The sequence below is a fragment of the Streptomyces sp. H39-S7 genome, assembly GCF_027158205.1.
Taxonomy (GTDB): Bacteria; Actinomycetota; Actinomycetes; order Streptomycetales; family Streptomycetaceae; genus Actinacidiphila.
Window position 1 is genome coordinate 95,248 of sequence record NZ_JAPVLU010000009.1, and the last position, 19,344, is coordinate 114,591.

General features: G+C 70.7%; 18 protein-coding genes and 1 pseudogene. 12 read left to right on the top strand and 7 right to left on the bottom strand.

Translation table 11 applies throughout. The annotated features are described in order from the left end of the window. Positions 1-37: 37 nt before the first annotated feature. Positions 38-343 (top strand): chaplin, encoded by a 306-nt coding sequence (locus O3X23_RS10830; protein ID WP_269271065.1) that lies wholly within the window; start codon positions 38-40, stop codon positions 341-343. 204 nt (positions 344-547) lie between these two features. Here the strand turns inward: O3X23_RS10830 and O3X23_RS10835 are convergent, their stop codons facing one another. Beyond that, positions 548-997, bottom strand: coding sequence for an ATP-binding protein (locus O3X23_RS10835; protein ID WP_269271066.1), 450 nt, complete (start codon positions 995-997; stop codon positions 548-550). A gap of 652 nt (positions 998-1,649) precedes the next feature. On the opposite strand from O3X23_RS10835, the pseudogene O3X23_RS44130 reads away from it, so the two are divergent. Continuing rightward, positions 1,650-1,825 (top strand): annotated as a pseudogene (locus O3X23_RS44130) (glutathione-dependent formaldehyde dehydrogenase); the annotation flags it as partial. A gap of 119 nt (positions 1,826-1,944) precedes the next feature. Here the strand turns inward: O3X23_RS44130 and O3X23_RS10840 are convergent. From O3X23_RS10840 to O3X23_RS10850, 3 genes are all read right to left on the bottom strand, one after another. Beyond that, on the bottom strand, positions 1,945-2,295 hold the full coding sequence (locus tag O3X23_RS10840; RefSeq protein ID WP_269271067.1) for a PRC-barrel domain containing protein: 351 nt from the start codon (positions 2,293-2,295) through the stop codon (positions 1,945-1,947). Between the two features lie 186 nt (positions 2,296-2,481). Continuing rightward, a complete protein-coding gene (locus O3X23_RS10845; protein ID WP_269271068.1) occupies positions 2,482-3,339 on the bottom strand; it encodes an alpha/beta fold hydrolase in 858 nt (285 codons plus the stop codon). Beyond that, the gene (locus O3X23_RS10850; protein WP_269271069.1) at positions 3,336-3,959 is read right to left on the bottom strand and encodes a TetR/AcrR family transcriptional regulator; all 624 of its coding nucleotides are present in this window, start codon (positions 3,957-3,959) and stop codon (positions 3,336-3,338) included. The genes O3X23_RS10845 and O3X23_RS10850 overlap by 4 nt, the downstream gene beginning before the upstream one ends. A gap of 94 nt (positions 3,960-4,053) precedes the next feature. On the opposite strand from O3X23_RS10850, the gene O3X23_RS10855 reads away from it, so the two are divergent. Continuing rightward, a complete protein-coding gene (locus O3X23_RS10855) occupies positions 4,054-4,611 on the top strand; it encodes a YrhB domain-containing protein (protein ID WP_269271070.1) in 558 nt (185 codons plus the stop codon). Between the two features lie 25 nt (positions 4,612-4,636). Here O3X23_RS10855 and O3X23_RS10860 read toward each other — a convergent pair whose 3' ends face one another. Then, positions 4,637-5,092: a MarR family winged helix-turn-helix transcriptional regulator gene (locus O3X23_RS10860; RefSeq protein ID WP_269271071.1), complete on the bottom strand. Its 456-nt coding sequence runs from the start codon at positions 5,090-5,092 to the stop codon at positions 4,637-4,639. Between the two features lie 123 nt (positions 5,093-5,215). Between O3X23_RS10860 and O3X23_RS10865 the strand changes: the two genes are divergently transcribed. Then, complete coding sequence (locus O3X23_RS10865; RefSeq protein WP_269271072.1) at positions 5,216-6,079, top strand: NAD(P)H-binding protein; 864 nt, start codon at positions 5,216-5,218, stop codon at positions 6,077-6,079. 106 nt (positions 6,080-6,185) lie between these two features. Then, positions 6,186-6,383: a hypothetical protein gene (locus O3X23_RS10870; protein ID WP_269271073.1), complete on the top strand. Its 198-nt coding sequence runs from the start codon at positions 6,186-6,188 to the stop codon at positions 6,381-6,383. A gap of 14 nt (positions 6,384-6,397) precedes the next feature. On the opposite strand, the gene O3X23_RS10875 is transcribed toward O3X23_RS10870, so the two are convergent. Then, positions 6,398-7,255, bottom strand: coding sequence for a DUF4097 family beta strand repeat-containing protein (locus tag O3X23_RS10875; protein ID WP_269271074.1), 858 nt, complete (start codon positions 7,253-7,255; stop codon positions 6,398-6,400). Between the two features lie 205 nt (positions 7,256-7,460). Here O3X23_RS10875 and O3X23_RS10880 point away from each other — a divergent pair, with 205 nt between their 5' ends. Both O3X23_RS10880 and O3X23_RS10885 read left to right on the top strand, forming a co-directional pair. Further along, the gene (locus O3X23_RS10880; protein WP_269271075.1) at positions 7,461-9,179 is read left to right on the top strand and encodes an ABC transporter ATP-binding protein; all 1,719 of its coding nucleotides are present in this window, start codon (positions 7,461-7,463) and stop codon (positions 9,177-9,179) included. After that, positions 9,176-10,981 (top strand): ABC transporter ATP-binding protein, encoded by a 1,806-nt coding sequence (locus O3X23_RS10885; protein WP_269271076.1) that lies wholly within the window; start codon positions 9,176-9,178, stop codon positions 10,979-10,981. The genes O3X23_RS10880 and O3X23_RS10885 overlap by 4 nt, the downstream gene beginning before the upstream one ends. Before the next feature lie 74 nt (positions 10,982-11,055). Here the strand turns inward: O3X23_RS10885 and O3X23_RS10890 are convergent, their stop codons facing one another. Further along, positions 11,056-12,063, bottom strand: coding sequence for an ROK family protein (locus O3X23_RS10890; RefSeq protein ID WP_269271077.1), 1,008 nt, complete (start codon positions 12,061-12,063; stop codon positions 11,056-11,058). Between the two features lie 313 nt (positions 12,064-12,376). Here O3X23_RS10890 and O3X23_RS10895 point away from each other — a divergent pair, with 313 nt between their 5' ends. From O3X23_RS10895 to O3X23_RS10915, 5 genes are all read left to right on the top strand, one after another. Further along, complete coding sequence (locus O3X23_RS10895; protein WP_269271078.1) at positions 12,377-13,693, top strand: ABC transporter substrate-binding protein; 1,317 nt, start codon at positions 12,377-12,379, stop codon at positions 13,691-13,693. A 137-nt stretch (positions 13,694-13,830) separates the two neighbouring features. Beyond that, the gene (locus tag O3X23_RS10900; protein ID WP_269271079.1) at positions 13,831-14,793 is read left to right on the top strand and encodes a carbohydrate ABC transporter permease; all 963 of its coding nucleotides are present in this window, start codon (positions 13,831-13,833) and stop codon (positions 14,791-14,793) included. Between the two features lie 14 nt (positions 14,794-14,807). Further along, positions 14,808-15,668 carry a carbohydrate ABC transporter permease gene (locus tag O3X23_RS10905; protein ID WP_443047822.1) on the top strand — a complete coding sequence of 287 codons (861 nt, stop codon included), beginning with the start codon at positions 14,808-14,810 and terminating at the stop codon, positions 15,666-15,668. Between the two features lie 61 nt (positions 15,669-15,729). Then, positions 15,730-18,204 carry a glycoside hydrolase family 2 protein gene (locus O3X23_RS10910; protein WP_269271080.1) on the top strand — a complete coding sequence of 825 codons (2,475 nt, stop codon included), beginning with the start codon at positions 15,730-15,732 and terminating at the stop codon, positions 18,202-18,204. Further along, positions 18,197-19,255, top strand: a complete 1,059-nt coding sequence (locus O3X23_RS10915) for a LacI family DNA-binding transcriptional regulator (RefSeq protein ID WP_269271081.1) — start codon at positions 18,197-18,199, stop codon at positions 19,253-19,255. The genes O3X23_RS10910 and O3X23_RS10915 overlap by 8 nt, the downstream gene beginning before the upstream one ends. Positions 19,256-19,344: the final 89 nt, after the last annotated feature.

A 19,344-nucleotide genomic window follows, 5' to 3' on the forward strand; every position in this document is an offset into this window, starting at 1 on the left:
TTCGAGCGGCGGATTCAACGTACTCAGGGAGACTTCGATGTCCCGTATTGCCCAGGCAGCCGCCATCACCGCCGCGGCCGGCGCCGTCCTGGCCGCCGGTGCCGGTATCGCCACCGCGGATGCCGATGCCCACGGTGCGGCCGTCGGCTCCCCCGGCGTTCTGTCCGGCAACCTCCTGCAGGTTCCGGTCCACGTGCCCGTCAACCTGTGCGGCAACACCGTCGACGTCATCGGCATCCTGAACCCGGTGTTCGGCAACACCTGCCAGAACATCAGCGGTCACGACGACAACGATGACGACAAGGGCGACTGGGCCGGCCACGGCGGTTACGACAACCACTGACACCAGCACCCGCATCAACCCCCGGGCCGTGCGGGCCGGGACGCCAGCCCGCACGGGGACAGGCACTGAGCCCTGACCCCGTGACGCGTCCCCGCCCGTCGGTCCGGGTTTTTCTCTGCCCGGCGCGGCAGCGCACAACGACGTCGCGGCGCGCGACGGCGAAGGGAGCGCACGTCAGTCGATGCCGGGAGGGAGGGGCGGAGCTCAAGGGCCGGTGGGCAGGGGAATGAGGGCGCGGATCCGCTTGCCGACCGGGACCCGCTCCGCGGTCACGTAGGTACAGATACGGCGGACGATCTCGAGGCCGTGGCCGCCGATCCGGGTGGGGTCATGCGGAAAGGCGCGAGGCAGGGCTGTACTGCTGTCCCAGACCGTGACCGTCACCCCGGAAGGCCCGCCGTCCAGCTCCATCAGGCACGGGCCGGGCGCGTACCGGTTGGCGTTGGTGAGCAGCTCCGTCACCACCAGCAGGACGTCATAGACGAAACGCTCCGATGCGGGCATCGCCAGCACCCCGGCCAGCTCCTGAACGAACAGTTCCGCGAGACGGCGGGCATCACCGGCCCCACTGCGCTCCACACCGTAGTGGTCGGCCCGGTACAACACCCCCACCGCAACCGGAGCCGCGCTCGGCTCCGGCGGATCCTGCGTCATCTCGTCCCCCGCCCATTGCCTGCCCATCGACTCCCCCAAGTCCGGGCGCTCAGTCCCTCCACCGCGTTCTGCCCGGCTCCAGGGTCCCATTCACCGCCCAGCGCCGCTCGGCTCGCCTTGAAATCGCCGCCGGGCCGGCAGGATGATGCCCGTTGCGGGAAGCCGATCGGCGGCTCTGGGCAGGAACGTTGTCCGGTTCTCACCCTGTCGCGCGGGGGTCGGTGGGCAGACGGATCGCGCCAAGTTCTCTGAACCGAAGTTCGCCAGGATCACCAGCGGTGCGTCAGGAACGCGGGATGACAGCATGGCGCGCACCTGCCCCCGTTCCCTACGGAGCAGCGTGTCCTGCCAGGGTCCGGGACAAGGAAGGCATGACTGACTGGCGGCAATCGGGTAGACGAACGCCATGGCATTCTCCGCGCACAAACCGCTCCTACGAGATCTGCCGGCGCTGATCGCGACGCCCGACCTCCCCGGCGCTACCCATGCGTCGCCGAAGAAGGATTCCGCCGAGTCGGGGGAGAGCCATCAGGAAAAGCCCCCCGCCGCCCCATCGTAGGCACCGCTTCCACGCCGCTGCTGGTCCTCGCACGGCGGTGAGCGCCGCATTCGGCCGCTGAGGGCGTCCGAGTGACGTGGGGAGTCCCCGTAGGAGCGCGCCCGCCAGGACGGCGTGGAGGCGTTCGACCTCAACGCCTTCGACAACGAGAAGAGCTGCCGACGGCCGTCGGCGGCCTCACCGGCGGACGCGGCCCCGATGCGGTCATCGACGCGGTCGGGACCGAGGCCCATGGAAGTCCCACCGGCAAGATCGTGCAGCAGGCCGCCGGGGGCCGCTGATCGTGCGGGCGGAGTCGACATCGTCGAGGGCCGGCTCCCTGCGGAACGCACGACGGCGGCCCACCGGAAGCATCCGGTGGGCCGCCGTCGTGCGGGTGTGTGGTGTGTCAGCCGCGGGGGGTGTCGTAGTAGCCGCCGACCTGCTGGTGATAACCGGCGTCACCGGTGTGCTTGTCCTTGTCGAACTCGGGGGCGTCCTTGATCTCGTCCTTGGTGCGCGCCACGAACACCGTCTGGGTCTCGTGGTCGATGGTCGAGATGGTGCCCGCCGGGAGCAGTACGGACTTGCCGAAGATCCACACACCGGTGTCGACCACCAGGTACGCGGCGCCAACCTCGTCGGAGTGCTTGTCGACCTTGCCGATGTGACCATCGGTCGCCTCGACCTTGTACCCCGCGATGTCCGCCTCCGCCTGGTAGCCGGAAGCCGCCCCGTAACCCCAGATGTTGTCGCTCATCGTGCGTGTCCTTCCCTCGCCGTCACGGAAGCCCAAAAGTGAGCCAATCGCCAGAAAGCGTCCAACGCTTCCCGAAAGATCGGCTACCCGGCCCAAGTGCGGCCACACGTGCCGTTTTCGATCAACCTGTGACCAGGGTGGGTGTCGGGGTCTGCCGCACAGAGCCACGCACGCACCCGGTTGCGCTCACCTGATGTCCTCCAGGAACGGAAGGATCGCATCGATGAAGTGGTCGTTCCGGTCGCCGGCGACCATGTGCCCCGCATCGGCCACTTCGACGCGCAGCGCGTTGGGAACCCGGGCACAGAACTGCTCGGCGGTCTCTTCGCGCACCACATCGCTGACCCCGCCGCGGACGAGCAGGACCGGCACCTCGGCGTGGCGCGCGGCGCCGAGGAGGCGCTCCGCCATGCCGGGCGGGTCCATCCGACCTTCGAAGCTGTCCAGCAGCCGAGGGTCCCAGTGCCAGACCCAGCGATCGCCGTGGCGCCGCAGGTTGTGCCGCATCCCCTCGGAGTCGTCAGGAGGCGGGCGATGCGGCAGGTGGGCGGAGACCGCCGCGGTCGCGTCCGCAACGCTGGTGTACCCGTCCGGCCTGCGGCGCATGAACTCGACGATCCGGCGGAACCCGCGGGGATCCGGTCGATGGGCCACATCGACGAGCACCAGCGCGCGAATCGCCGCCCGGGGCGGCTCGCCGGCGGCGAGCAGCGAACTGAGGCCCCCGAGCGAGGCACCCACGACGACTGGCCGGTGGCCCAGTTCGGCGATGAGCTCGCGGACATCCTCGGCGAACACCTCCAGGTCGTAGCCACCGTCGGCCGACCACTCGCTGGTGCCGTGCCCCCGCAGGTCCGGGGCGATGACGTGCCACCCCGACGCCGCCAGTCGCGGGCCGGTTCCGGCCCAGGCGTGTCGCGTCTGGCCGCCGCCGTGCAGCAGGACGAGCGGCGGCGCGGACGCCTCTCCCCACTCGTCCGCCGCGAGCGCGATCCCACCGCTGCCCGTGAAGCGTCGAGACTTGGGCGGCGCTCCGGCGGTCATACCGCGCCTCGGGTCCGCAGCGTCGCCAGCAACCGGTCGCGGTGGGGGTCCGCGGCCGCCGCGGCGAGCGCGACGTCCAGGGCGAACAGGGCACGTGCGAGGAACCGGTCGTCGTCGATCAGGGTGGCGACCCACTGGTGCAGCGCGCCGACGCACGCGGTGCCGACCACGATGGCCAACGCGTCCGTGTCGATGTCGGGGCGCAGCACGCCCTGTGTCCGCGTATCCGCCATCGCCCGGCGGAGGTGGATGAGCGGACTGCGTTCGAGCACGAGGCCGCTCTCCTCCCACTCCCGCACCATGCGACGCGACACGACCGGGTCGTCCACGAACAACTGGACGGTCGACTTCACGACTTCCCCTGGGCCCCTGTCTCCCATTGCCACCAGGCGCTGTTCGAGTTCGTCCATGAACCCGGCGGCGAGCGCCTCCCAGATCTTGTCGCGCGGCCCGATCAGGTTGTAGACGGTGGCCGGGGCGACCCCCGCCCGCTCGGCGATCCGCTCCGTACTGATCACCGAATCCGGCCTCTCCCGCAGGACCTCGCGCGTCGCGTCAAGGATCCGAGCCCGCCGCCGCGCCTTGTGCTGCTCCCGCAGCCCCTCTCCGACCACCGGCATACGCGCATCCCTTCGCTAAAACTTAGAGATGCTTCTAAATTTAGAGAGTTCTATAGATTTCACAAGCCCCTGCACCGCCGCGTACGGTCGCGAGGTGATTTCGCGTGAGTGGGCGGTCGAACTGGTGGAGCGGCACTTGGCCTCTGACGAGACCAGGAGACTCCAGCCGCTCCCGGTGATCGTCGGCGTGGAGCGACACGTGCTGGGCTGGCTGATCGTGTGTCAGTCTCCGGAGTTCGCACGCACCGGCGATCTGCGCGACGCGTGGGTCGGCGACGGTTCGTTCCTCATCGACGCCCTGGACGGCAGCCTGCACACCGTGCACAAACAATTCTGCAACGACGATCTGGAGTGGCAGGACCAGTACCGGGAAAAGGTCCGCAAGGAGATCCCGCCGAGCGACCTCGACACTGAAGTACGGCGCCTTACACGTCTCGGGCACCGACGCGACGCATTCACCGCGGTCCGCAACGCCGGCGGCGGACTGAACCCTGCCGACTGCCTGCGGTACGTCGACGCGATCACATCCGGTACCGAACCACCCGACGACCTGGTGGCACGACTACCCCATCCCGACAGGCGCTACCTGGCCATCGCCACCCACAGCGGCCCCAACCCCGAACTGGCGGACTGGCGGCGCATGACCAAGTAACCGGTCCCCAGGAGGCGTGGGGGCGTCAGGTGGTGGAGGAGTCGTCGTAGTCGAAGGGCTCGCTCAGTAGCTCTTTTGCTGATCGGTGGACCTTGGCCAGGGCGTTCAGGAGGGATTCGCGCTCGGCCTTGGTGAGGTCCGCGGTGACTCTTTCCTCGATCAGCCGCCGTTCCGCTTCCACCGGTTTCTGGAGCGCGCGCCCCGCGTCCGTGAGCCAGAGCCGGACGAGGCGGTTGTCCCGGTCGTCGCGGCGGCGGGTGAGGAGCCCGGTCGCCGTCATCCGGTCAGCCATCTTGACGACGGTGGGGGTCGTGACGTTCAACGCGGCAGCGACCTCGCCGGGTGTGGTGCCGTCGCGCTCCCACAACACCGCGAGCAGGTGGTTCTGTCCGACGTGCAGTCCGTGGCGTCGCATGGCCGCGTCGGCCAGGGCCCGGAGGACCTTGGACGTTCTGCCGTGCAGGTCAAGGAATTCGGACATCGGGGCCTTTCGGTGACGTGCGGGAGCGGATACCCCTGCCCTGCAAGTCGATTGACGGCTAATCATTCACCGGCTAACGTTCCCTCACATTCGTTAGACGGCAAACGACTTGAGGGAGCCACGATGATACTGGTGACCGGAGCAACCGGAAACATCGGCCGTGAACTCACCCGCGAACTCGACGCGCGCCGAGCGCCGTTACGCCTGCTCGTCCGGGACCGCGCCCGAGCCGCCGGGCTGCCCGACCGTGCCGAGCGCGCCGTCGGCGACCTGGGGGAACCTTCGACCCTGACGCCGGCCTTCGACGGCGTCGACAAACTCTTCCTGCTCACCCAGGGCATCGGCACTGACCACACCGCCGCCGCCATCGGCGCTGCCCAGGCCGCCGGCGTGAGCCACATCGTGCATCTGTCCTCCCTCCACGTCACTCTGGACCCGGCGCCCGCCATGGCCCGCTGGCACCACGAACGCGAGGAGATCGTCCGAGCCTCCGGAATACCCGCCACGCTCCTGCGACCTGGCGGTTTCATGACCAACGCCCTCGACTGGCTGCCCACCATCCTCGAGGGAAACCACGTCCTCGATCCGGTCGGCCCGGGTCGCTACGCGCCAATCGACCCCGCCGACATCGCCGCGGTCGCCGCCCTCGTCCTCACCGGGGCCGGACACGAGGGCAAGGAGTACGTCCTCACCGGCGGCGAGACATTCACCGTCACCGAGCAGGTGCGGATCATCTCCGAGACGATCGGCCGCGACATCGAGGTGCGAGAAGTGACCACGCCGGACGAGGCCGTACGGTTCCGCTTCCCCAACGGGGCACCCCAGGCCCTCGCCGACGCCATCACCGAGGGCTTCCACCTCATGCGCGCCGACACCGTCGGGTACCGGACGGACACCGTCGAGCGGCTGCTCGGACGCAAGCCGCGGACTTTCGCGGACTGGTGCGCGCGTAACGCGGACGCGTTCCGACGCCACGGGACCACCTGAGTCCACGGCATCCGGGGATCCTCCGCGGCGGGTGTCAACCGAACGGCGTAGGAACGTCAGCCCGCAGGTTGATCCCGGGCTCGGGAAGATCAAGAACACTGAGGTCATGGCGATCGACACGGCACACTGGGGAGTTGTCGGCACGGCGACGGAGCGCCCCGTTCCGGTGGCGCCCGGATTCCCGTACGCCCCCGGCTGGGACACCCTGGCGATGACGGTCAGCGGCCTGCTGACGTTGTGGGGACCCCTGCTGCTGGCTCTGACGTACGCCTACTACCGCCGCCGCTGCCGTCCGAGCCCCTGAGCACGCGCCGTCCGTCAGCCGGTCGTCGGCACCACGCTCGCCGAAGCGGATATCGCCTGGACGACCACCTCGTGCGGTGAGCCGTCGCGGCGTGGGACCGCTACCTGCACGTTCGCCGAGGTGGCGGATGAGGTGACCGCGTAGCCGTCGTTCGCTCCTGTTACCGGGACCCGGAGGACGGCGGAGGCGGAGGTGATCTGGGCCGTGAGCCGGTCCGGGGCGGCGGTGAAGGCGACGTCGGCACTGCCGGAGGTGACGGTGACCGAGGCCCGGCGGGAGTGCAGGCCGGTCGCGGTGAGGTGGTCGGAGGTGGTGACGACCGTCAGGTCACCGCCGAGGCCGGTCAGTACCGTGTCGCCCGATGTCTGGCGCAGCCGCAGGCCCGTGTGCGACGGCACGGTGAGTCGCAGTTCTCCCGCGCAGGGCGCGTAGGGACCGCCGTCCACGGCGCATCGAACGGTGAGTGCGCGCGTGCCGAAGGCTGCGTCGAGGTCGGTTCTGACAGTGCTGTGTCGCGCGGGGTCGGCGCCGGTGAAGATACCGGTGACCGTGGTGGCGCCGGGGTCGGCCGTCACCTGCACCCGTCCGGACACGCCGTCGAGTACCAGGAGGTCGGCGTCAGGACCATGGAACGCTGCCCCGTCAACGCTTCCTCGTGCTGCCGGGAGCCCGGTGGATGCGGAGGAGTGGTGGCGGTCGTGGCCGCTCGTGGCCAGGACCACGGTGAGGGTGACGACGGCTGCGAGCACGGCCGCCGCGACCAGAGCGGTCCTGCGGCTCGGCCGGCCTCCCGGCCGGTCCGGTGCCACGGGCGGGCGGGGCGGTGCGGACGGGCGCGGCGGCAACGAGGGGGACGGCGATGCGGTGTCCATGTGGGCCATCTGCCCGCGTGTTTGGTGGACACTCCCCCGAGGTCTTGAACTGCTCCGGCGGGATCGCCTGTTGGCGGGTGGTGCGGGGACGTCCTGAGGCGGCCTTTCGCAGTGTCTCGTCGAGTCGGTGAGTCCCGTTCCCACCTACGCTTGCGGGTTTCCCCCGCCTGTCCGGCGCCGATCACCCGCTGCATAGGGTGCGGTCATGGTCGAAACGTTCCGCCCGCCCGAGCCGAAGCACATACGCACCCCGCTCCGTTTCCTGTGCTGGCTGGTGACGAGCCAGCCCCGTCGGGTCCTGGCCGGTGCCGTGCTGGGCAGTTCGTGGATGGCGGGCCTGGCCGTGTCGCCCTACCTGCTGTCGCGGGCCATCGATGACGGTCTGGCAGCGCGGGACACGTCGGCCCTGATCGGCTGGACCGCGGCGCTGTTCGCGATGGGCGTCGTCAGCGCGCTGCTCGGCATCGCACGGCACCGGACGATGACCAAGGTAAGGATGGACGCGTCGTTCCGGACCGTCCGGGTGACCATCCGGCAGGCGACGGCCCTGGGGGACGCGCTGCGCAGCCGGACCGCCGCCGGCGAGGTGGTCGCCATCGGGATGGGCGACGTGCGGGTGATCGCGCAGTCCCTGACCGTGACCGGGCCCGGCGTCGGGGCGGTGGTCGCGTACGTCGCCGTCGCGGTTCTGCTGCTGTCGATCTCGCCGCTGCTGGGGGTCGTGGTGCTGGCCGGTGTGCCGCTGCTCGCCGTCACCGTCGGACCGATGCAGCGGCGGCTGGAGCGGGTCGGCACCGGCTACCGCGACCGGCAGGGGTCCTTGACCGTTCTGCTCGTGGACATGGTGTCCGGGCTGCGGGTGCTCAACGGGCTCGGCGGCAAGGACGTCTACGCCGCCCGCTATCGCGGACGCTCCGGGGCGCTGCGTGAGCAGGGTTATCGGGTCGGCGCCGTGACCAGTTGGATCGGGGCGCTCGCCACGGGCCTGCCGGCGCTGTTCCTCGCGCTCGTCACGTGGCTCGGCGCCCGGATGGCGGCCGAGGGCTCGCTCGCGATCGGGGACCTGGTCGCGGTGTACGGGTACGCCGCCATGCTCGTGGTGCCGGTCGCGTTCTCCATCGAGGGAGGGTCCGACGTGGTCCGCGGGCTGGTCGCCGCGCGGCGGGTGATCGGTTTCCTCGCGCTGACGCCCGACCACCTGGACGTACCGGGGACGACGGAGCGGCCCCCGGCCCGCCCCGCCGAGCTGCACGATCCGCGCAGCGGGGTGCGCGTGCCGGCCGGTGCGCTGACCGCACTGGTCGGGGACCGGTCCGCCGACACCACCGCCGTCGTGGAGCGGCTGGCCCGGTTCGCGCCGTCGGACGCCGAGTGGGGTGGTGTCCGCCTGGCGTCGATCGCCCTCGATCCGGTGCGGGAGCGGATCCTGCTGGCGGACAACGACGCCGACCTCTTCGGGGGGACCGTACGGGAAGTCGTCGCCGGACGACGCGAACCCGACGACGACGCCCTGCGCGCCGCCATCCACGCGGCCTGTGCCACCGACGTCGTACAGGCCCTGCCGGACGGACTGGACTCGGTGATCACCGCGCACGGCGACAACCTCTCCGGCGGGCAGCGGCAGCGGCTCCGGCTGGCCCGCGCGCTGTACGCAGAGCCCGAGGTCCTCCTCGCCGTCGAGCCGACCTCCGCGGTCGACACGCACACCGAAGCGGCGATGGCCGACCGGTTGCGGACCGCACGCGTCGGCCGCACGACAGTACTCACCACGAGCTCGCCGCTCGTGCTGGACCGCGCGGACACCGTGGTCTACCTGGCGGCCGGCCGGGTGGCGGCGACCGGCACCCACCAGGACCTGCTGCACACGGAGTCCGGCTACCGCGCGCTAGTGTCCCGGGGCACCGGGCAGGAGGCATCCCGATGAGCACACCGCTTCCCGTCGCGAGCGCCGCCCGCGTCCGCCGGGCCGTGCGCCACGAGGTCGCCGCCGACCGGGGGGCGTTCGTGGCGATCCTCCTGCTCAACGCACTGGCGGCGGGTGCCGGGCTGGTCGGACCGTGGCTGCTGGGCACCATCGTCAACACGGTCCGATCCTCGACCGGCCCCGCCGCCGTCAGCACCGTGGACCGCCTCGCGCTCCTGATCGTCGTCGCGACCCTGGCCCAGATCGTCCTCTCGCGTCACGCCCTGCGGCTGGGGGCCCGCTTCGGTGAACGTGCCGCGGCCCGCATCCGTGAGCGCTTCCTCGACCGGACGCTCGCGCTGCCCGCGGCCGTCGTGGAGCACACCTCCACGGGCGATCTCACGACCCGCGGCACCACGGACGTCGATGACGTGGCCACCGCGCTGCGCACCGCCGCCCCGGAAGTACTGATCGCCTCTGCCCAGGCGCTGTTCATCATCGGCGCCGTGCTCGTCCTGGACCCGCTGCTCGGGGTCTGCGGACTGTCCTGCCTGGTGGTCATCACCGTCGTGCTCCGCTGGTACCTGCGGCGCGCGCGCCCCGGCTACATCGCCGAGGGCGCCGCCAACTCCGTCCTGGCGGAGGTCCTCGCCACGACGGCCGACGGCGCGCGCACCGTGGACGCCCTGCGGTTGCAGCAGCGGCGGCTCGACGCGGCGGAAGCGGCGATCACCGAGGCCCGCAGGACCCGGCTGCACACGCTCTGGCTGCGCTCGGTGCTCTTCCCTTCCGTCGACATCTCCTATGCGCTGCCCGTCGTCGGCGTGCTGCTGGTCGGTGGTGTCCTCTACGACCACGGAGCGGTCGATCTCGGCGCCGTCGTCGCGTCCGCCATCTACCTGCGCCAGCTGATCGGGCCGCTGGACACCGTCCTGCTCTGGGTCGAGCAGCTGCAGAGCAGCACCGCGTCCTACGCGCGGGTGGAGGGCCTCGCCGCCGTGCCGGGCACCGGGCCCGCGACGGCGGCGGAACCGGCCGACGACCGGATCGAGGTGGCCGGTGTCCGGTACGCCTATCGCCGCCACAGCGAAGCCCCGGACGGCGCCCACGACAGCGCCCGGGACGACACCTCCGGCGCGCGAGCCGGGGACGTCCTGCACGGTGTCGACCTCGATGTGCGGTCCGGTGAGCGGCTCGCGGTCGTCGGGCCCTCCGGCGCCGGCAAGTCCACCCTCGGCCGGCTGCTGGCCGGCATCGACCGGCCGCGGGCGGGTACGGTCACCGCCGGCGGCGTTCCCGTCGCCGACCTCCCGCCGGAGCGGATGCGCCGCCAGATCGCCCTCGTCACGCAGGAGCACCACGTCTTCCAGGACACCCTGCGCAACAACCTGCTCATCGCCCGTCCGTCCGCGACGGACGCCCGACTGCGCGCCGCCCTCGACGCGGTGCACGCCCGCTGGATCGACGACCTGCCGGCAGGTCTGGACACCGACCTCGGCAGCGACGGCCACCACCTCGACGGCCCGCAGGCCCAGCAGCTCTCGCTCGCCCGGGTGATCCTCGCCGACCCGCACACCGTGATCCTGGACGAGGCGACCGCCCTGCTGGACCCGGCGGCGGCCCGCGACACCGAACGTGCCCTGGCCGCCGCCCTGCGCGGCCGCACCGTCATAGCCATCGCCCACCGCCTGCAGACCGCGCACGACGCGGACCGTATCGCCGTCATGGACGCGGGGCTCGTCACCGAGCTGGGGCCCCACGACGAACTGGTCGCGCGGGGCGGCGGTTACGCGGCCCTGTGGCGCTCGTGGCACGGCAGTTGACGGGGGCGGGCTCACTCGCAAGGAGCGGTGAGCGGCTGTCGTGGACCCGGCCCGGTCCGGTTCGATCAGCAGTCTCAGCGGCTCCCGTCGACGAGTGCGCCCACCTCTACCGGCGCTCCGACCTCCGCCAGCACGGCCGCGCCGACCAGGCCGGCGTCGGATCCGAGTTCCGCCGGCACGGCTCGTAGCCGGCGCAGGAACGGCATGGTCGCGTAGCGGCGCAGATGGTGCTCGAGCGGGCCGAAGAGCACCTCACCGGACTGGGCGACGCCGCCGCCGACCACCGCGAGGTCGATCTCGACCAGCGCCGCCGTGGCGGCGATGCCGGCCGCCAGTGCGCGGGCCGCGCGATCGAAGGCCGCGAGGGCCGCCGTTTCGCCGGCGCGCGCCGCTGCCGCGACGGCGGCGGCGTCCGGCGACGCGTCGGAGGCCGGGGAAGACCGCCAGCCGAGGGACAGTGCGTGCCGGGTGATGGCCGTGCCGCTGGCGATGCCTTCCAGGCAGCCCCTGGCGCCGCACGGGCAGGGTTCGCCGTCGAAGTCGACGCTGATGTGGCCGAAGTGGCCGGCGTTGCCCGTCAGGCCGTGGTGCACGCGGCCGTTGAGGACCAGGCCGGCGCCGACGCCGGTGGACACCACCAGGCACAGCGCGTCGCCGTAGCCGCGGGCGGCGCCGTGGCGGTGTTCGGCGGCCGTCATCGCGACGGCGTCGCCCGCCAGCACCACGCGCCGGTGTGCGAGGGCCGGGTGGGCTTCGACGGACGCGGCGAGGGGGAAGTCCCGCCAGGCGGGGATGTTGACGGGGCTGACGGTCCCGTGTGTCAGATCGACCGGGCCCGCGCTGCCGATGCCCAGGGCGCGGACGTGTTCCCACGACGGGTGGGCGGCAAGGCCGCTCACCACTTCGTACACGGCGCCGAGGAGCACCTCGGCGGATTCCCGCGCGGGGGTCGCGCGGCGGACGCGGTGGACCAGCTCGCCGTCCGGGGTGACCAGCGCACCCGCGATCTTGGTGCCGCCGATGTCGAGGGCGGCTGTCAGCACCTCGTCCGGGGAGGGAGCAGCGGCGCGGTGACTACTCATGGTGATGATCCTCCGAGGGATGTCGAGGGGGCGGCCCGGCCAGGACACCACATCCGACCATCTCGCTGACAACGTTGTCCAGCGTTTGTCGCATCCTCTTGGGACTGCACGTGAAACCCTCGCTCGATTTAGTCAATGTTTAGTAAAGTCGCTGATCAGAGCCATGAAACGCAGCGAAATTCACGTAGACCGATCTATGGACATTGCCAGGAAGTTACGTCTACGTTGAGCGCTCATCAGGCCGGGACAGCGGGATCCGATGCGGCATCCCCTCGGCGTGGCAGCGCGAGCTGCGCAGTGAGAGGTGGCGGGGATGCGGAGAAGTTGGTTGGCCCTGGTGGCGGCGACCATGGTTGCGGTCACAGCTTGTAGTGGCCAGGGAGCCTCCAAGGAGAGCGGCGAGATCGCGGCTCCTCCGAGCGATCCGGCGAAGGTGTCGGGTGACATCACGGTCCTGACCAACAGGACGGACCAGATAGCGGACGGCACCCTGAAGAAGTACGCGGCCGAGTTCAACAAGGCCTACCCGGGCGTGAAGGTCAAGTTCGAGGGCCTGACCGACTACGAGGGCGAAACCAAGATCCGGATGAACACCGACAAGTACGGTGACGTCCTGCTGATCCCCAACTCCCTCTCCATCAAGCAGTACCCCACCTTCTTCGCCCCGCTGGGCAAGGCCGCCGAACTGTCGGCGAAGTTCGACTACACCGATCACGCCACCCTGGACGACCAGGTCTACGGCCTGGCCAACATCGGCGTGGCCAACGGATTCGTCTACAACAAGGCGGTCTGGGCGGCGGCCGGCATCACGAAGTGGCCGGCCACGCCGGAGGAGTTCGTCGCGGACCTGGCGGCGATCAAGGCCAAGACCAAGGCCGTGCCGTACTACACGAACTACAAGGACGGCTGGCCGCTCACCAACTGGACGAACGCCATCGGCTCGCCCGCCTGCAACCCCGACGCCTACGACTCCCTGTCGACGACCGCGAAGCCCTGGTCCCAGGGATCGGACCTCTACGCGATCGACAAGCTCCTGTACACGGTCGTGGACCAGAAGCTGTCCGAGCCGGACCCCACCACGACCAACTGGGAAGACTCCAAGGCGCAGATCGGTACCGGCAAGGTCGCGTCGATGTGGCTGGGCTCCTGGGCCATCTCGCAGATGCGGGCCGCGGCGACGGCCGCCCACAAGAACCCCGACGACATCGGGTTCATGCCGTTCCCGGCGCAGAAGGACGGCAAGTTCTGTTCCGTCCTGCGACCCGACTACCAGTACGCCGTGAACGTCCACTCCGACAAGAAGGCCGCCGCCCGCGCGTGGCTCGACTGGTACATCACCAAGTCCGGTTCGGCCGCCTCGGAGGGCTCCATCTCCTCCGTGAAGGGCACCCCGCTCCCGGACACGCTGAAGGCGTTCGCTGACAACGATGTCACGATGATCCAGCAACACCAGAAGAACCTCGCCAAGGTCAACGCGATCGACAAGGCCTCCGAGGTCGGCATCACCGCCCAGGACTACCGGCAGAAGCTGGTGGACGTCGCCCGCGGTGCGGCCAAGGGAGGCATGGACAGCTACTTCGGCCAGCTGAACGGCAAGTGGGCCGAGGCTCAGCAGACCCTCGGCGGCTGACCGGAGCGCGGCACCGTGACGCGGCACGGGGACACGGCGATCAGGACCGCCGTGCTCCCCGGCCGTACCGGACGCACTCGGCCAGCACACCGCCCCGCAGCACGCCCGACCGGGAATCCACCACGAGGAATCATGAGATGACCGCTGTCCAGAAGACCCGCGCCGGAGCGCCTTCGGCCGGCCGCCGAAGCGCTCCGCCGCCCACGGCCACCGGTCGGCCACGCGCCGGCCGCCGGTTCCGTATCGCCGCCCTGACCCCCTGGCTCTTCCTGGCCGTGCCCCTGACGCTGCTGGTGATGTTCACCTACCTCCCGGTGGCCGACATGATCGGCTACAGCTTCACCGACTGGGACGGCGTCAGCCCCACCAGTTCCAACGTGGGCGCGGAGAACTACACCGACCTGGTCACGCGGCCGGCGCGGTTCGAGGTGTTCCTCGTGAGCGGCTTCTACCTGGCGGCCTCGTTCGTCCAGATCGCCGCGGCCCTGTACTTCGCGACCGTCCTCAGCTTCAACACCCGTTTCCGCAACCTGTTCAAGGGGCTGCTGTTCTTCCCCTACCTGATCAACGGGGTGGCCGTCGGATTCGTGTTCCTGTACTTCTTCCAGCCCGACGGCACCCTCGACACCCTGCTGCGCCTGGTCGGCGTCGGCGGCAAGCACCTGTGGCTGGGCGATCCGGACCTGGCCAACCCCTCACTCGCCGGGGTGTCGGTCTGGCGCTTCATGGGCCTGAACATGGTGCTGTTCCTCGGCGCGATCCAGTCGATCCCGCCGCACCTGTACGAGGCGGCCGCGCTCGACGGAGCCAACCGCTGGCAGCAGTTCCGGCACATCATCGCGCCCAGCATCAAGCCGATCATCAGCCTGAGCTTCATCCTCGCCGTGTCCGGCTCCCTGGCCGTCTTCGAGATCCCGTACATCATGACCGGCGGCGCCAACGGCACCGAGACGTTCGTCATCCAGACGGTCAAACTCGCCTTCGTCTTCGACAAGGTCGGCCTGGCCTCCGCGTCGGCTGTCGTCCTGCTGGTCCTCATCCTGCTGATCACCTGGGTCCAGCGCCGGCTGATCCCCGAGGAGAGGGTGGAGCTCTCGTGACCACCGACACCGCCATCCCCGTGCGACCCGTGGCCCGCCCCGAGCACACCGCGCGGACCCGGACCCTCGTCACCCTGAAGTACCTGTCGCTGCTGCTGGCGTCGGCGGTCGTCGTCATTCCCCTCGCCGTCGTCCTGCTGACCTCGCTCAAGACCCCGGCGGAGGTCGCGAACAACGGTCCGCTGTCCCTGCCGGGCGACTGGCTGCACTTCGCGAACTACGCGACCGCCTTCCACCAGGGCGCGATGCTTCGCGCACTCGGCAACACCATGCTGATCGTGGTGGTCGCCACCGCCGGGACCGTACTGATCGGCTCGATGACCGCGTACGCCATCGACCGCTTCCAGTTCCGTCTCAAGAAGCTGGTCATGGGCCTGTTCCTGCTGGCCGCGCTGGTGCCGGGCGTCACCACCCAGGTCGCCACCTTCCAGGTGATCGACGATCTGGGCGCCTTCAACAGCCGCTGGGCGCCGATCCTGCTCTACACCGGCACCGACATCGTCTCGATCTACATCTTCCTGCAGTTCATCCGGTCCATCCCCATCTCCCTGGACGAGGCCGCCCGCATCGACGGCGCCAACTCCTGGACGATCTACTGGAGGATCATCTTTCCGATGCTGCGGCCGGCCATCGCCACCGTCGTCATCGTCAAGGGCATCGCGATCTACAACGACTTCTACGTGCCCTTCCTCTACATGCCCGACCCCGAACTCGGCACCATCTCCACCGCCCTGTTCCGCTTCAAAGGCCCCTTCGGCGCCCACTGGGAAACCATCTCCGCCGGCGCGATCCTGGTGATCCTGCCCACCCTGATCGTCTTCCTGGCGCTGCAGCGCTTCATCTACAACGGTTTCGCCGCCGGTTCCACCAAATGACGTGCCCGCTCGACGCGCCCCGCTCCACCGCACCCCGCACCACATCTCACAAGGAGAACGCATGAAGGTCCGCACGCCGCTGTCCCAGGGCTGGACACTGCGCCTGAACACCGACCGCGGCACGCCCGAGGAGGCGCCCCCCGGGCTGCCCGGGACCGCCGTGCCCGCACAGGTGCCGGGCTGCGTCCACACCGACCTGATGGCGGCGGGCCTGCTGGCCGACCCGTACCTCGACCGCAACGAGGCCACGGTCGCCTGGGTGGGCCGGGCCGACTGGACGTACGGGACCGAACTGCCGCAGCGCGACGGCACCTTCGAGCGTGCGGACCTGGTGTTCGACGGGCTGGACACCGTCGCCGCCGTCCACGTCGGCGGCCGGCTGCTCGGCCGTACCCGGAACATGCACCGTTCCTACCGCTTCGACGTCACCGACCTGCTCGCGGACGGCCCGGCACCCCTCGAGGTCGCCTTCACCTCGGCCTACACCGAGGCCGAGGCGATCCGGAACGCGCTGGGAGAGCGGCCCAACTCCTACCCCGAACCGTTCAACTACGTCCGCAAGATGGCCTGCTCGTTCGGATGGGACTGGGGACCCACGCTGGTGACGGCCGGGGTGTGGCGCGAGGCCCGCGTCGAGCACTGGTCCACCGCCCGGCTGGCCGCGGTCCGCCCCCAGGTCACCGTCGCCGACGACGGGACGGGCATCGTCGAGATCACCGTCGACCTGGACCGCACGGCAACCGGCCGGCACCGGCCCCTGCGCCTGGTGGCCGCGGTCGGCGACGCCTCCTCGGAGATCACCTTCGCCCCCGGCGCGGACACCGCCACCGTGAGCGTGCGCGTGCCGGACGCGGCCCTGTGGTGGCCGCTCGGATACGGCGACCGGTCGCTGTACGGGTGCACGGTCGCCCTGCTGCAGGAGGACGACGAGCAGGTCCTCGACACGTGGGAGCGCCGTATCGGCTTCCGCACGATCGAGCTCGACACGTCCGCGGACGAGTACGGAAGCGCCTTCACCCTGGTCGTCAACGGCACGGCGGTCTTCGCCCGGGGAGTGAACTGGATACCCGACGACGTCTTCCCCACCCGGGTCACACCCGACCGCTACCGCACCCGTCTGACCCAGGCCGCCGAGGCGGGGGTGGACCTGGTGCGCGTGTGGGGCGGCGGGATCTACGAGGACCGCGCCTTCTACGACGTCTGCGACGAACTGGGCCTGATGGTCTGGCAGGACTTCCTGTTCGCCTGCGCCGCGTACCCCGAGGAGCAGCCGCTGCGCTCCGAGATCGAGGCGGAGGCGCGGGAGAACGTCGCCCGGCTGATGCCCCACCCGTCGCTGGTCCTGTGGAACGGCAACAACGAGAACCTGTGGGGCTTCGCCGACTGGGAGTGGGAGCAGGTGCTCGCCGGCGACTCCTGGGGCGAGGGCTACTACCTGGGTCTGCTGCCACGCGTCGTGGCACAGACGGACCCCACCCGCCCGTACTGGGCCGGCAGCCCCTGGTCCGGTTCCTGGGACCACGCTCCGAACGACCCCGACCACGGCACCGCCCACTCGTGGGAGGTGTGGAACCGCCGGGACTACAGCGACTACCTGGCCACCGTGCCCCGGTTCGTCGCGGAGTTCGGCTGGCAGGCGCCGCCCGCGCTCGCCACGCTGGAGCGCGCCCTGTCCGAGCGCCCGCTGGCCGCCGACTCCCCCGGCATGCTGCACCACCAGAAGGCCGAGGACGGCAACGGCAAGCTCAACCGGGGTCTGGCAACGCACTTCGCCGCGCCCGCCGACTTCGACACCTGGCACTATCTGACCCAGCTGAACCAGGCGCGCGCCATCGCCACCGGGGTCGAGCACTGGCGCTCGCACTGGCCGCGCTGCGCCGGCACGGTGCTGTGGCAGCTCAACGACTGCTGGCCGGTCACCTCGTGGGCAGCGATCGACGGCGACGCCCGGCTCAAGCCCCTCTACTTCGAGGTCGCCCGGCTCTACGCCGACCGGCTGCTGACGATCCAGCACCGCGACGGCGGTCTCGTCGTGGCGGGCTGCAACCAGGCCGCCGCCACCTGGGACACCAGCGTCACCGTCCGCCGGGTCGACGCCGACGGCACCGTGCTGGCGAGTGCGGAGGTCGCACTCAAGGCCGACGGACGCAGCGTGGCCCTGGAGGGGCTTCCGGACGCGGTCACGGCGTTCGGCGATCCGCGCCGGGAGTTCCTCGTCGCGGACGCGGACGGCCTGCGGACGGCGTACTTCGCGTGCGCGGACCGCGAGTTCGCCTACCCTGCCGCCTCCTATGATGTCCGCGTGACCGAAAACGACGAGAGCGGGGCGGCGGTCACGGTCACCGCCACGGGCCTCGTACGGGACCTGCTGCTGCAGGCCGACCGGCTGGACGCGCACGCCCGCACCGACCGCGGCCGGGTGACGCTGCTGCCCGGCGAGAGCGCCACCTGGCACGTCACCGGCTGGTCGCAGCCCGACGCGGCGACCGCCCGCACGGCACTGTTCTGCGTCAACGGCGGAACCAGCGGTGAGTGAGTCCCAGGCACGCCGGCCGGGGCGCGTCACGATCAACGACGTGGCGGCCCTGGCCGGCGTGTCCCGGGGGGCGGTGTCCCTGGCCTTCAACAACCGCCCCGGCGTCTCGGAAGCCACGCGGGAACGCATCATGACAGCAGTGGCCGAGCTGGGCTGGGTGCCCAGCCAGGCCGCGATCAAGCTGTCCGGATCAGCGACCGGCGCGGCGGACACCATCGGCCTGGTCATCACCCGCCCGGCGCGCCAGCTCGGCCTGGAGCCGTTCTACATGGAGTTCATCTCCGGGGTGGAGTCCGTCCTGGAGGAGCACGGGTGCTCGCTGCTGCTGCACCTCGTGCGGGACACCGCGCAGGAGATCGCCGTCCACCACGCGTGGTGGCAGTCCCGTCGCATCGCCGGCTCCATCCTGGTCGACATCCAGCAGAACGATCCCCGGGTCACCGAGCTGGCGGCGATCGGCCTGCCGGCCGTCGCGGTCGGCCACCCGTCCCTGACCGGCGGCTTCACCTCGGTGTGGACCGACGACGAGGCCGCCGTCCATGAGGCGGTGCGCTACCTCGCCGCCCTGGGCCACCGACGGATCGCCCGGGTCGGCGGCCACCCGGGGCTCGGCCACACCATGATCCGAACGGCCGCACTCAACGCGATCGTGGCGGAACTCGGCCTGGAGGCGGCCCGGAGCCTCACCACCGACTACTCCGGGGAGCAGGGCGCCCGGGCCACCCGCTCGCTGCTCGCCTCCGCGCAACGACCCACGGCGATCATCTACGACAACGACGTCATGGCGGTCGCGGGTCTGTCGGTGGCGGCCGAGATGGGGTTGCGCGTCCCGAGGGACATCAGTCTGATCGCCTGGGACGACTCGCAGCTGTGCCAGCTCACGCACCCGACCCTGTCCGCCATGAGCCATGACGTGTTCGGCTTCGGCGCCGACGTGACCCGTCGGCTGTTCGACGTCGTCCACCGCCGCGACGTCTCGTCCGGCCCGGTGGCGACCCCCGTACTGCTGCCCCGCGGCAGCAGCGCGCCGCCGCGGGGCTCGGACGACTGACGGCGAGGCGGTGGAGGGCGGCCCGGTCCGGGGATGTGTCCGGACCGGGCCGCCCTGCTGCCGTCTCCCCTTGTTCTCCATCCCCTCCG

Bases quoted from the DNA above. Each gene is read 5' to 3' on its own strand.
- O3X23_RS10830 (WP_269271065.1), top strand. From the start codon at position 38: ATGTCCCGTATTGCCCAGGCAGCCGCCATCACCGCCGCGGCCGGCGCC.
- O3X23_RS10835 (WP_269271066.1), bottom strand. From the start codon at position 997: ATGACGCAGGATCCGCCGGAGCCGAGCGCGGCTCCGGTTGCGGTGGGG.
- O3X23_RS10840 (WP_269271067.1), bottom strand. From the start codon at position 2,295: ATGAGCGACAACATCTGGGGTTACGGGGCGGCTTCCGGCTACCAGGCG.
- O3X23_RS10845 (WP_269271068.1), bottom strand. From the start codon at position 3,339: ATGACCGCCGGAGCGCCGCCCAAGTCTCGACGCTTCACGGGCAGCGGT.
- O3X23_RS10850 (WP_269271069.1), bottom strand. From the start codon at position 3,959: ATGCCGGTGGTCGGAGAGGGGCTGCGGGAGCAGCACAAGGCGCGGCGG.
- O3X23_RS10860 (WP_269271071.1), bottom strand. From the start codon at position 5,092: ATGTCCGAATTCCTTGACCTGCACGGCAGAACGTCCAAGGTCCTCCGG.
- O3X23_RS10865 (WP_269271072.1), top strand. From the start codon at position 5,216: ATGATACTGGTGACCGGAGCAACCGGAAACATCGGCCGTGAACTCACC.
- O3X23_RS10870 (WP_269271073.1), top strand. From the start codon at position 6,186: ATGGCGATCGACACGGCACACTGGGGAGTTGTCGGCACGGCGACGGAG.
- O3X23_RS10875 (WP_269271074.1), bottom strand. From the start codon at position 7,255: ATGGACACCGCATCGCCGTCCCCCTCGTTGCCGCCGCGCCCGTCCGCA.
- O3X23_RS10880 (WP_269271075.1), top strand. From the start codon at position 7,461: ATGGTCGAAACGTTCCGCCCGCCCGAGCCGAAGCACATACGCACCCCG.
- O3X23_RS10885 (WP_269271076.1), top strand. From the start codon at position 9,176: ATGAGCACACCGCTTCCCGTCGCGAGCGCCGCCCGCGTCCGCCGGGCC.
- O3X23_RS10890 (WP_269271077.1), bottom strand. From the start codon at position 12,063: ATGAGTAGTCACCGCGCCGCTGCTCCCTCCCCGGACGAGGTGCTGACA.
- O3X23_RS10895 (WP_269271078.1), top strand. From the start codon at position 12,377: ATGCGGAGAAGTTGGTTGGCCCTGGTGGCGGCGACCATGGTTGCGGTC.
- O3X23_RS10900 (WP_269271079.1), top strand. From the start codon at position 13,831: ATGACCGCTGTCCAGAAGACCCGCGCCGGAGCGCCTTCGGCCGGCCGC.
- O3X23_RS10910 (WP_269271080.1), top strand. From the start codon at position 15,730: ATGAAGGTCCGCACGCCGCTGTCCCAGGGCTGGACACTGCGCCTGAAC.